The following is a 12,682-nucleotide window of genomic DNA, read 5'->3' as shown; positions in this document are numbered from 1 at the left end:
GGGTATATCTGCAAAAGCATTTGCTCCCCTGCCCCTTCTAAATAACAGATGTCCAAAAAATCGAACAAAGAACAACGAGGCGACGAAACGCCGCCTCAGACAAATTTTGGCCCGAATGATACCGACACGGTTCGCATCGCCCAACTAGATTGTTCACCATCGTTGAATGATCTCTATCAGGCGCTGGAGTCAGCAAAATCTGAGCTGGGCAAAAAATTTGAACTGAGCTGGAATGTGGGCGGCAGCAAATCCGATTTCATCCTCTCAGTTGCTTGCCCGCCGGACCAGGGCATACCTCCAGACTGGTCTCTGTCGATGCCGGACGGTACTATCGCCTGGAGCTACCTCGGAGACGATGTTGCTCTCATTCAGCTGCATGTGCGCAACTTATCCGGCAGCAACGACAACAAAGTGCCCGCCTTTCCCGACTTTTCATTCAACAATATAAGTTCCTCCGACGCGAACGACCCGTTTCCCTTCGGTGAACTGGGAACAGTAGCAACTGTTGAAGTCATTGATTGGGAACCATTCAACGCACCCATTGCGCGCGACTTCAATGCTTTACGGCAGTACCACGAAATGCTTCAACAGCCGGAAACCGGCATCATGAGTCAGTGGTGGATAATGTACTTTCTAGAGCAGGAATACTATCGCTACAAAGCATGCAGCTTTCCTGTTACCCTGGCTGTTTTTGATCTGACGATGCGGACACCGCGCGGACTGTCACCACTTTCGGTATCACATATAAAACAGATCGGGCAGCGCGTCACCAATGCTAAAAGAAAAATCGACCTCTTCGGGCACTTCGGAAGCACGCTATATGCCCTGATGTTGCCGCATACGGAGCTCAGCGCGGGCACGATGGTGGCAAACAGAATCAAGTCGCTGATCACAAACCACCAGGAGGAGTTCGGCTGGGATAACTCTCAGATCAACGTGAGAATGGGAATCGCATCGATTCCGACCAGCGCGCAGGACTTAAACGGCTTGATCATGCAAGCTGTCGAGGACCTCAAGGCAACTGCTGCGGTTTCATAGCGTAATCTGAATTCAAAAGGTATTTCGCAGGTTCATCTTCATCGATCGGAGTGCGAGCGTATGGTTTGCCCAGAAAACAATTGTCGACAGAATCATCGTTCAAACTGCTGATCTCGCCCGCCAGAACCTGCTTATCTTTGACATAACCAGAAAATTTGTGGCACATGCGAGGGCTGAGAGTGACACTCTCACCGGGATTTAGAAGAATAATCCCCTCAGCAGAAATCTTTCGTTCGATGCCGTCGACTTGTACTGTCACTTCACGACCCGACAGCGACTTCTCATCGTCGCCGGCCCAGGCCAGCTCGACTTGCAAGCGCCCGCCGCTGCGATTCAACAGATCTTCGGTCTTCTGCCAGTGAAAGTGCCATGGCGTCACCTGACCTGGCTGAACCACCATGTATTTTTCAGCATAAGTCTTCGTCGTCACAGGCTTCTGATCGTGCATATGTCCATTGCGAGCGATAAACAAAAGCAAACCGATATTGTCGAAATCAGTGCTGGCAAAATCTGTTATTGCCCAGCCCAGACCATGACGGCGAATTTCGTCAGCCTCAGGACCGACCGATTTCCAATTATTCTGCGTCCAGTAAGCCCAGGGTGGCAATTTGACGTCTTTTTCATTGAACAGATCAATGGCATTACCAATGACGCGATTAATTTGACTACGTTTCATCGCTCCCTCTTCAAGCTTTTTCCTGCAACAAATTTATTCAAATCAGCGGTGAATCCTTCTGCCAACCCGGTTGGCTGAATACCAACGTGCACACCTTTTACGATGCCGTCACGGCCGATGAAAATAGTGCAGGGAATTCCTTCCACGTTGAACGCCGATCCAACGCGACCGTCCTGATCACATGCCAGAGTAGCGTTTATATGATTGGCGCGCAGATAATCTTTTGCAGTCTTTGCGGCTTCACCCTTGTTGACTGCTATGAACAGAACACCTTTGGATTCGAACGGTTTACTGGCTTTGGCAAAAATCGGCAGAGACATGACACAAGGGGGGCACCAGGTCGCCCAGAAATCAAGGATGACCAGTCTGTCTTTGAGACTAGAGAGTTTGATCTTAGTTCCGTCAGCCATAGGCAAAGTCACATCGGGAGCCTTTTTCCCGATCAGCTCGGCGCCTTCTTCATGAAAAAACTCGCGCACATACTTCGCATCGGCTGGATGGGCCACCTCAAATCGTCCATCATTCATGGACTTGCCGAGGATCTGATCTTTGTATGCAAACGACAGAAAAATCTTATTACCAGCCTTACGGGCGCTCTCGGAGATGCCTGCCGTCATATTTGGCTCAACTTTGATCAGCATGGGCGCCTTTGATTTCGTCACCCACATATCACGCACAAAGTCGCCATGCGTGATTCGCAAGTGATCGCAGTCCACTCCACCGGTCTTATCTGCGCCGATGTACTGCAACTCCTTCACATCTTGCATAATTGCTGCGTAAGGATTCACTTCCATCAATTCACGAGTGAAAGCGAAAGACAATAATCCTGCGGTTATAAATCGAAACTCGCGCCTTTCGAAATTCTCTTCCATCGTAGACTCAGGCGCAGTCAACATATAGCGATTTGCCGGTTTGTAATAATACTCGATACGCTTGCCGTTTGATACGACCTTGCCACCACGCGTGGAGTCAAGCTCAATAGCAAAACGATTGGGTTTGGCTATTGAAACATTGTATTGAGCCGGCAGATCTTGCTTCGAGCCGTCTCCGCCCAGGAGCTTCATGTCGATAAGTATTTTCGTCTCTAGCGTACTGGAGGATTTATAAGTGTTGGTCATCTTCTGCAAAATATCGACGCATCGAGGATCAATCTTGCCTGCAGGAGCCGGGTGGGAAGGCGCACCGCCTGCACCAGAACCCGAACTACTCGGCGCAGCCACACCCGGCAATCCCATGTTTGGCAATCCGGCACTGAGCAACGATGCCGAAAGCGCGACAAGCAACATCCTGGTTCGAAAATTCATAAGGCTCCTTATAGTGAACTCAATTGTAGAACCAGCGTCTGGTAGTTCGCCACGATCAACTCTCCACAGCCGAAGATGGCGTTGGATTGTCTTTCTCCGTACTGTCAGGCTCTGAGGTCGGCGTCGTTGGCATGCCTTCAACCGTTTTGGACGAAGCCGAACTGAGAATTGCATTTTCCGGCACGTACGCCTCTTCTGGAGCGCTGTCCGAATGAAGAAGGTGAAATACCAGGACATTGCCCAATCTCACTGCCACTGCACTGATTTGCCGCCCCTTCACTAAACTGCAAGTGAGATGCGCCACGTTACCGTCAACCGAGCCTGAAACAGCGCTTGTATGCTCCTGATCTTTATCGAAGCCCAGACTGCGGATTTCGTTTTCGCCAGATACAGTGCGTCCGTCCTGCTTTAAATCAAGAGAAAAATTGCCTGATGACCAAACGCCCGTAAAAGGATGGACCGAATCTTCTATGGGCGCAGTTGGGTCATACAAGTCTTTATTGGTGCGGTGCGCAAGACGAATTTTTGCAGCATCAATTTCTCGGTTGGTGCCCCAGAAGAGTCTCTCGTACTGACTGTCGAACAGTTCATGAAAAGTGCGTTGAACTGCGTCAGGGTCAGCTTTGTCAGGCTGCTGATGCCCGAGAAACAACTGGGATATCTCGTTCAAAGTCGTCTCTGCATCTTGATACTTCCCCTGGTCAAGATAGGCAGTCACCAGCGTGCTGCGCACACGCACCGGTGCGACCGCCTTATCTGCTCCACTTGTGTTGGAGTCAGCTATCTTTACAGCATCTTTGAGGAGACTCTCGGCGCTCGCATAATCGGCGGCTATACGCTTCTTTCTATTTACTGCCTGCGAGTCGGTGGCTGAACCAGTTTCATGCCCTTTTAGGAGCAGCGCTTCGTGCTCTGCATCGCTAAGAGCGATGTCGGCGCGCTGATTCATACTCTCTGCCAGCAAGAGAGTGGCGGGTGCCTCCTTGGCCCGCAGATCAAGGGCTTTCTGGGAATAGTCGGCAGCCTCAGCGATAAAGCCCTGCGCCATTTTATCCTTAGCCAACTGGAATTCAAGCTCTGCCTCACGCAAGTTTTGCGCACTGGTATTACCTGTGATGACTACCCGCGGTTGTGTTATGCCAAAATTATTGACCAGCCAGACAGTCACTGCAGCCGCTGCAATAATCAACAGCGGACTCAAAAAGGTATTTTTGAAAGTTTGCATTGCCGTTGCCGGTGGTCGACTGACAGGCGCAATTGCGTTTAAATCCGATGATTTGCCTTCTTTGACGGGAAGCTCTTTAACCAGCGGACCGGTGAACTTCCGCTGCAGCAGATCATTTTTCAAATGACTCATTGTCTGGTAACGCGATTCGGGCGCATTGGACAGCGCTCCTGCCACAATCTTTTCCAACTCCGCACTTTCACCGATATCAGCGCGTCGATCGCTGAGCTTCGGGGCCCTCTCATTTACGTGCAACATCAGAGTTTCGATGGCGCTTTCACCTTGATGAGGTGGGCTTCCGGTCAGGGTCTCGAACATCACACAACCAAGCGAATAAATATCTGCCCGGGCATCAACATCTTTTCCTTTACATTGCTCAGGGCTCATGTAAAGCGGGCTGCCAAAGATCTCGCCCGTCTGCGTAAGATGCTGCACGGCCCCCTCTCCGGTGGGGAGAACTTTTGCGATTCCAAAATCGACAATCTGCACGAGCCACTTATTGTGGTTGGTTCTGGTCAGCATGATGTTGCTTGGCTTGATGTCGCGATGAACGATTCCTCTTTCATGCACATGAGAAAGCCCATCACAAACTTGCGCAAAGATCTCGAAAAATTCCTCGTGACTGAGATACTTCTGCTCATCAAGAAGCGCATCGAGCCCCTTTCCCTGTACGAACTCCATGACGATAAAAGGCTGCCCGGACGGAGTCACACCATAATCCGAAACAGCCATCAGGCGCTCATGACGCAAACTCATCGCTGCTTTCGCTTCCGACTTGAATCGCTCCTGGCTGGCAGCATCGCTGAGCAGATGCGGATGCATAACCTTAATGGCAACATAGTTGCCGATCAAGAGATGGCGGGCTTTATACACAGTGCCCATTCCACCCTGTCCAACCAATTCGACTATCTCGTAGCGATCGGAAAGAATGGTACCAGGAGTGATACCATTATCGAGAACCGGATTTTTGCGAGTAGTGCTATCGTCCAAAACCAAGCTCCAACTGCGGAATGCTCAGCCTACACTACCTGCACCGGCAGCTGCATTAAGAAACGAAGATTTGAAAAGACTATTATCGTGGAGCAGGTTCGTAGTTGTATTCTTCTTCCAGCCACTCGGCAAGTTCGCCTTCCAGCCTGGCAATCTCGTCAGGGTCGAGCAGACCACGCTTGAGCGCTTCAAAGACAATACGCGTGCGGGGATTGAAAACTTCCATTGCCGCGCTCTCACGCAGATGCGCATCTTCGCCTTTGACTAGCTTTTCCAGCAACATCGACAGGCGGTTTTGCACGCCTCGAACACTGATATGACGCCGCGCCGCAATTGCCTTATCAGTTAAGCCAACAGCAATGTCTAAGAGGGTCTCGTATTCAACATCAGTCAGTGAATCTTGACGCGACATAACGCGCGCCTGGACGTTGCGTACCACCGGGTCTATGTAGGGATTATCATGCAAAAGGACCGAAGAGATGGCGTAGCTAAGCTTTTCATCGGTCTCGCTTTTCAAGGCATAACCGTGTATTGCCTCATCGGGGACGATTTTGCCCAATTCGCGCACATATGCCTCGCGATGAAACTGTGACCAGAATAGAATTTTGCGGCTCGGAAACTCAGCCCAGATCTCTTTTGCGGCCTTGATGCCATTCAATCCAGGCATGGAAATATCCATGATGATCAAATCAGGTTCAATGCTGCGTGCTAAGTTCAAGCCCTCAACACCATTTACAGCTTCGACAATTTCAATTGCCTGCGGCGCCAGTGCCCTGGCGACAGCGCCAGCATGCTGTCTTAGCGCTGCCACGTCTTCAACGATGAGGATGCGCGTCACCATCTTGCTCGACAACTTCCTTGCGAATCTCGACCAGTGTTCCTTTACTTTCCTCGCCGGCTTGCCAGACAACCGTCGCACCGATTAATTCTGCTCTCAATCGCATATACTTAATGCCCCGCGAATCATCACGCAAAGCCGCACCGTTAATGCCTTTGCCATCATCGGCGATGGAGATGCGTAACCTGCTGTTTTCCATCGAAACAGTGACTCGCACTTTAGTCGCTTCGGCATGCTTGCAGATGTTGGTGATTGATTCCTGCACAAGCCTGTACAGCAGGGACTTTTCGACAACGGAGAGTTTTTCCAAAATAGTCTCGTCAACTTCATTTTTGAAGCGAATTTTAAAACCTGCTTTGTCAGCGCCTCTACGACAACAGTCCTCTATGGCGGCAGGCAACCCGAGGTGTTCGAGCGTTGAAGGACAGAGGCTATCCATGACCTCGCGCACATCGCTCATGGTGCGCTCCAACAGTTCATGCGCGTCGCCGCAGGTCTCCGCAAGTTCCGCGCCTTCAAGCGCACCACCCGACCGCTCGAGGCGCTCTAATAGCTGCTTCAATGTCTTCAGATCATTCAATACCTGATCGTGCAAATCTGCCGCCAGAACTCTACGCTCGATTTCGTCTTGCTTGACCAGCAGCAGACGGGCTTCCTGCAGTTCACGATTACGCAAGTTCAACTCATAGTATTGATTCGTCAGCCGCTCATCTTTCCAACTCAGTCGCTTAAAACCAAATCCAAGTAGTCCGCCAAGCATAACCGTGACAGCCGATGAAAGAGGATGCCCGGCAATCGAGAAAGCCGAAAACAATAACCACTGCGCCATCATAGAGATGAGGAAAAGTTGCAGCAATGCGAAAGTTCTTGGCACTGAGGCGAGCTTGCTGCCAATTACCACGGCAGCACCGCATTCAAAGCTCGCGAAGAGGATATCAAGCAATTTTGGGGCAGCGCGACTGTCGAGCCTGGGCTCGAAAACCAGGGAAACGAGCCGCATAAATAGATAATTATCTACTGCGTGTATTTGAAAACCCAGCAAAATGCAGCCGATTGCAAGCACGATCGCTACGACAATCAATATCCGAAAGGATGCATTTTCTATAGATGCCGGCTTCATAAATTGCTTCGAGTATATCGCGCCGGCACCGACCATTACTAATGTCACAGGGAAAACTGGCTGGGCCGGTGCTAGCATGTTGAAACTGGCGAGGCGGAATTATGCCCAAAGTTTTAGTACTAGCTGACCATATAGCGAGTCAAATAGCTGCTGGAGAAGTTGTCGAAAGGCCTTCATCAGTGGTTAAGGAACTCCTGGAAAACGCCCTCGATTCGGGCGCGACACAGATTGAGATTAGCATCAGCGCCGATTGCCGCGACATAAGGATCGCAGACAACGGTTGCGGCATGGAAATTGAAGACGCGGTTCTGGCTTTCCATCGTCATGCTACATCGAAGTTGAAGACCGTCGAAGACCTGTGGAACTTGAATTCACTTGGATTTCGCGGCGAAGCGCTGCCTAGCATCGCCTCAGTTGCTCGTGTCACATGCCTGACTCGCACTCACGATTCTGCCGAAGGCAGCAAGATCGAGGCAGCAGACGGCAAAGTCACCACTTCACAAACCGGCTGCGCACCAGGCACAGTTATGGAAGTGCAGGATCTTTTTTACAACGTTCCGGCCCGTCTCAGCTTTCTCAAACGCGCCAGCACCGAGTTTGGACACATACACGAGATCGTTCAAAGCCTGGCCATCGCTTATCCACAGGTTGCCATCAATCTTATCCATCAAGGACAGTCCAGCTTTAGAACCACCGGCAGTGGCGACCTGTCACTGGCTGTAAAAGAGGCTGGTCTGTTTTCAGGACGCGAGCAGCTTTGCGAAGTGAAAGCTGGTGACCGCGACCTGGGGCTTTCTATCCGCGGCTACGTAGCCAAACCGTTGCATTTCCGTGGCGATAGAAAAGGCATTCTGTCAATCGTAAACAACAGACCGGTGCGTTGCCCTCTTACCTATAAAGCTCTCGATTATGCTTACTCTGACTTGATTCCGCGCGGCAGGCATCCATTTGCGGTGGTAGTGGTCGATGTCAATCCCACCAACTTAGATGTGAACATCCACCCGACAAAGAAAGAAATCAAATACAGCAACGGCAACGAAGTCTATATCGCCATCCAGCGTGCTCTCATGTTAGCTTTGCGCCAGGCTAAGAGCGAAGCACGCGAAGCGGAAGTGGCGCGTGAAAGAGAAGAGTTTCACTATCAAGTAAGCCTGGCCAGAGATTTACAGAGCACTGCATTTAGTGGCGACGAGCAGCAAGCAGAAGACCAGGCTGCCAGCCTTCAGACTGCGCAAAATGAGCATGCAAACAGCGTATCCGCAATAATGCATGAAGTAAGCGATGCACGCACGGTCGCTGAAAGCATCGGCGCAAGAGCGACTCGGCAATTAGGATTCAAGGACCGATTGCAGTATGCAACCAGATTGTACACACCAGTTGATGGTGAAACATCGTCACCTGTGGACGGGCGCGCCTACCACGGGCCAGGGACGGATGATGAGAGCCCTGAATCCGCTTCTGAATATGGCTTAGCGTCTGGTGCGAAGCTCAGTCCGGAATCGGGTCAGCTGCCGACTCAATACACCTACTCTCTGCCGCATGGATGGCGCATTGCCGCTTATATTCACAACACCTATATCATTCTCGAAACTCCTGAAGGAATGGAAATAGTAGAGCAGCACATCGCACATGAGAGAACCCTCTACGAGCGTTTGTTGGCACAGCAAACCGTGGCCGGGCGCACAACCGAATGCGCTCAAAGACTGCTTGTTTCCACGCCCCTGCAACTGTCAATGGAACAAAGCAACACGCTGCGCAATAACATCGAAATACTTCGAAAACTCGGCTTCGATTTCGAATGTTCAGAGGACCATGTCACGTGCACTCAAGTTCCGCTGGAACTGGCTCACAAAGACTACGCCTGCGTTGTGCAAGAACTTGCTCAGCAGCTTGCCATCGCCGATGGTGCAGATCTGGAATTAGAAGCAACCAAATCAATTGCTTGCCAATCAGCCATAAAGAATGGAATGCCTATGTCCGAGCGCGATCTTGTGCAGTTGCTTTGCGAATGGGACGCCACTCCGCGCAACGATACCTGCCCACACGGCAGGCCCGTCAGACTGAAATTCTCCATGGAAAAACTCTTCCAGATGTTCCATCCCGCCTGATTTTCAGCCGGTTTTGAGAATCATTCACTTCGACTCGGAAACATGCCGATTTTCTGAACATCCGAATCTGAGATTCACCCCTTCTTCAAAGTCATCACTCCGACGCATGCGACTGGGTGCGTTGCTTGAAATTGTAATTCGTGATCAGATCCAGACGCCTAGCCTGGTCAATGGTCAAATCCTTTCTGGCAAGGCGAGCGTAAAACCTGATGATGTTCGGATCAAACTTCGCTAGTTCATCTACAGCCAGAGCCCGAGTGCTTTCGGGTCCTCTAGTCATGATTTGAAGCAAGCTTGGAATCGCTTTCGAATCACCGCTATTACCAAGGGCTTCCACGACATTCGGTTTCACCGCACCTCCATGATCAAGAACATCGTTGACTTCCTGAATGTTGGAACGCAACTCAACGCCTTTGAGAACATCGCGTGCAGACTGTGCTACTTCGGGATCAGAATCATTGATGAACTTCCTGACTACAGGAGCGATGTATTCAGGCTGTTGATTGGCAAGAGTATTGAGAGCTCGCAAGCGCAGCGAAGGAACTTCCTCAAGCGCGCTCAAAGCTACGGCACGCTGATAACCCTGCACGTGCCGGCCCATGTTCATGGCGAAATCATAGGCAAGATTCGCTCCTTCGTTTGTTTGCATTCGCGTAACCTGAATAGCCAGACCCGCCAGATCATTCTTGCGTACATGGTGCAACAACCTGGCATAGGACGAGGCTCGCTCATCGACCAGTCCGTAATAGCGCAACCTCGTTTCAGCCAGATCGCTTACCTTGGGATTTTCAACGCCTTGCTTCCAAACGTATTCAAACTGCTCAACCGGGTCACGACTGTGCAACTGAATCGCCACATCAAAAGCACGTCTGCGAACATTTTGGTCTTTGGCTGTTGCTGCTGCCTGCATCAGTGCTTCTGAATCGCTCTTGGTTCCAAAGCGCTCCAGAAGCCGAATCGCACCACTCTGAACTTCGACGTCTTTGGCACCTAATTGCGCCACCATCTCCTGTCGAGCGTAGGGCAGAACCTGTTGCTCAGTGAATTTGACACGATCCCACATTTGCTGCGCGTAGACGCTCTGCTGCTCTGGCGGCACAGCCTCCAATTGTTGCCGCAGTTCATGCGCGATCACAGCCGAACGAACAGGCGCTTCCTGAGCAAATTCCAGAAACTTGTCTACATCAGGATGAAGAAAGGCTTTCGAGCGATCTTCGGCCCAGCGTTCGCTGTTATTCATCTTCGAATATGCCGTCGGGTAAAATCCTTCCTTTTCCAACAGTGAGGCAGTGTCATACAGGTTGTCCCGCGGCGGCACAAGGTGACCATGCTCGTGGAAAATCGAACCGCGCACAACTCCCCTGAATGGACTGTGAACACGGTCAGCACGCTCTGTCTGGAAGAAATCCATTTTTCCTTCCGACTCAGTAGCGGTAGCCGCAGCCTTGAAATTAGGCGTGCTGTGTTCTTGCGCAAACCAGTTGTCGTAAGGACTTCTGGAGTCCCAAATCGTGAGGCGCTTGATGTTATTGGTGGTTGGCAACTCGTCCATCAACGAAACAAAATCTTCAGGCAAAGCACGATTTCCGAGCGGATGTTCGCCTAATTTGATACGAGCCCAGATGACAGGCAGAACTTGCTGGGTTTCTTCAGCATTGAAGTATGAACGGAACAAGCCAGTGTTGTTGTCCTTCACCATCTGCTGCACGGACAAATGGTGACCCGGCGGCAGGTCATCCAGAACCGACGGCTTCTCAGCCTTGATGCGGAGAGCGCGCACTTCATCAAGCTGCCTGGCATAGCTTTCTGGAACAGCGATTTCAGTCTTACCGCCGTCGACTTTGTAGATGCGAAAATCCTGCTGTGCTGTCTTCAAGCTTGAATTCGCAAAATCGGTAGAATCTTTCCAGGGACCTTTCGACTCGGGGTCAAAAGTTCGATAAGTCTCCGGTTTGACCTGAAACGAAGTCAATCGGTGTTGAACATCCTCAACACGCGGAATCTCAAACGGTTTAATAGTGAGCGCTTCGTATTGACCTTCGCCCAAAACAAAATGTTCGTCGTTGGCGGGATAAGCAATTTTGTCTCTTGGATTGGCGTCGCGCGGCTCAACAGCATCACTCTTTGACTTGATCGCTTGCAGGTGTTGGTCACCATTGACGGCGGCCGCCTCAGGCTTGACCGCCTCAGGCTTGACCGCTTCGGGCTTGACCGCTTCGGGCTTGGCCGTTACGGGCCGCACCAGTTCAGTGGGTCCCGCTGCAGCGCTCGCATTGACAGCCGACTCCCGGCTCACGAGCGGTCCTTCGAACGGAGTGGTTTTGACAGTTTCTGTACCGCCAAAGTTCTTTGGAGCAGTCGAATTGACCAGACGTGCAGGGTCGAACGAACCCATGAAACCGCCGGTCGCGGCACCAATAATTCCGCCCTCATTAACCCCTTTCAGTACATCGGTGAAACTCTTTCCAGCCAGCACTGCATCAACGCCGCCGAAGACTCCGCCGGCTGCATAGCCAGACCCGACACCGCTCAAGACTGACGCCATTCTCGGTGAGAGTGCACTGTTTTCGAGAGCCAAACTGGATGCACGTGCGACTCTGAAACCAATCATGCCTGCCGGTAAGTTGACCAGAGCGCCCGTTGCGCTTCCCTTAACCAGATTCTCAGCTCCTGTTGCCAGGCTGAAATTACCCTGTCCGTCCTTCCAGGAATCGGGATTAAAGCCGGTCCTGATCGCACCGAAACCCAAACCAACCGTCAAGTGCGTGGCGGCTTCCGAGGTCAAGCCGGTTCCCAGCTTTGAGGACAGGAGCTGTGAAAAGCCGCTGTCAGGCATCGCCATCTTTGACACTTTGTTGAGAGCGGCGCCTTCGACAAAGTTCAAGCTAAAGTAAGCGGCATTGGACTCAGCACTCTTTGTCGGGTCTATGAGCATTACGGCTCGGATAGCGCCACCCGTGACTGTCTTGACCATCGGCAACGAAGCAACAGTATCTGCCGCGATATGAGCGATCTGGTCATTACTCTGAGCGGTTCCGTGCAAGCCTGGGATGACATCGCGAACCGCGCCTATCAACGAACCAGCGATCGTGTGTTCTGTAGCCTCATCCTGCAGCCTGTTCTGGGCAGACTGGGAGCCCGATGCGCTTTCACCCTTGAGCAGAAAATTAGACTTGTCGAAACTCAAGAGATGCCGCCTGGTTTTAAAAATCGGGTCTAAGCCATGTCATGACAACATAGCGAAATTCCGACGCCCTGGGAAGTACCACCATGGTGGATATACCACGGACCCAGGCACATTTAATCCAGCCCCCTACGCCCATGGCGCCACGAGTGTCCATTCGGGCGCCTCGATGTCATGACGAAAGGGCCCGGCAACCAGT

At 51.5% G+C, this 12,682-nt stretch carries 8 protein-coding genes; 2 read left to right on the top strand and 6 right to left on the bottom strand.

All coding sequences use genetic code 11. The annotated features are described in order from the left end of the window. The first annotated feature begins 48 nt into the window (after positions 1–48). Positions 49–1,038: a diguanylate cyclase gene (locus EKK48_16880; GenBank protein RTL40127.1), complete on the top strand. Its 990-nt coding sequence runs from the start codon at positions 49–51 to the stop codon at positions 1,036–1,038. Here the strand turns inward: EKK48_16880 and EKK48_16875 are convergent. The 5 genes from EKK48_16875 to EKK48_16855 form a co-directional block, all read right to left on the bottom strand. After that, positions 1,013–1,714, bottom strand: a complete 702-nt coding sequence (locus tag EKK48_16875) for a D-lyxose/D-mannose family sugar isomerase (protein RTL40126.1) — start codon at positions 1,712–1,714, stop codon at positions 1,013–1,015. The genes EKK48_16880 and EKK48_16875 overlap by 26 nt on opposite strands. After that, positions 1,711–3,255: a redoxin domain-containing protein gene (locus EKK48_16870; GenBank protein RTL40125.1), complete on the bottom strand. Its 1,545-nt coding sequence runs from the start codon at positions 3,253–3,255 to the stop codon at positions 1,711–1,713. The genes EKK48_16875 and EKK48_16870 overlap by 4 nt, the downstream gene beginning before the upstream one ends. Continuing rightward, positions 3,074–5,233, bottom strand: coding sequence for a serine/threonine protein kinase (locus EKK48_16865; GenBank protein RTL40124.1), 2,160 nt, complete (start codon positions 5,231–5,233; stop codon positions 3,074–3,076). The genes EKK48_16870 and EKK48_16865 overlap by 182 nt, the downstream gene beginning before the upstream one ends. 82 nt (positions 5,234–5,315) lie before the next feature. Next, on the bottom strand, positions 5,316–6,074 hold the full coding sequence (locus EKK48_16860) for a response regulator transcription factor (protein ID RTL40123.1): 759 nt from the start codon (positions 6,072–6,074) through the stop codon (positions 5,316–5,318). Beyond that, positions 6,049–7,269, bottom strand: a complete 1,221-nt coding sequence (locus tag EKK48_16855; GenBank protein RTL40122.1) for a hypothetical protein — start codon at positions 7,267–7,269, stop codon at positions 6,049–6,051. Before EKK48_16855 ends, EKK48_16860 begins: the two co-directional genes overlap by 26 nt. A 23-nt stretch (positions 7,270–7,292) precedes the next feature. Between EKK48_16855 and mutL the strand changes: the two genes are divergently transcribed. Continuing rightward, positions 7,293–9,299 (top strand): DNA mismatch repair endonuclease MutL, encoded by a 2,007-nt coding sequence (gene mutL / locus EKK48_16850; protein RTL40121.1) that lies wholly within the window; start codon positions 7,293–7,295, stop codon positions 9,297–9,299. A gap of 94 nt (positions 9,300–9,393) precedes the next feature. Here the strand turns inward: mutL and EKK48_16845 are convergent, their stop codons facing one another. Then, complete coding sequence (locus EKK48_16845) at positions 9,394–12,486, bottom strand: HEAT repeat domain-containing protein (GenBank protein ID RTL40120.1); 3,093 nt, start codon at positions 12,484–12,486, stop codon at positions 9,394–9,396. Positions 12,487–12,682 lie beyond the last annotated feature (196 nt).

It is taken from the genome of Candidatus Melainabacteria bacterium, assembly GCA_003963305.1.
Classification (GTDB): domain Bacteria; phylum Cyanobacteriota; class Vampirovibrionia; order Obscuribacterales; family Obscuribacteraceae; genus PALSA-1081.
This window is presented reverse-complemented; position numbering and strand designations above follow the sequence as displayed.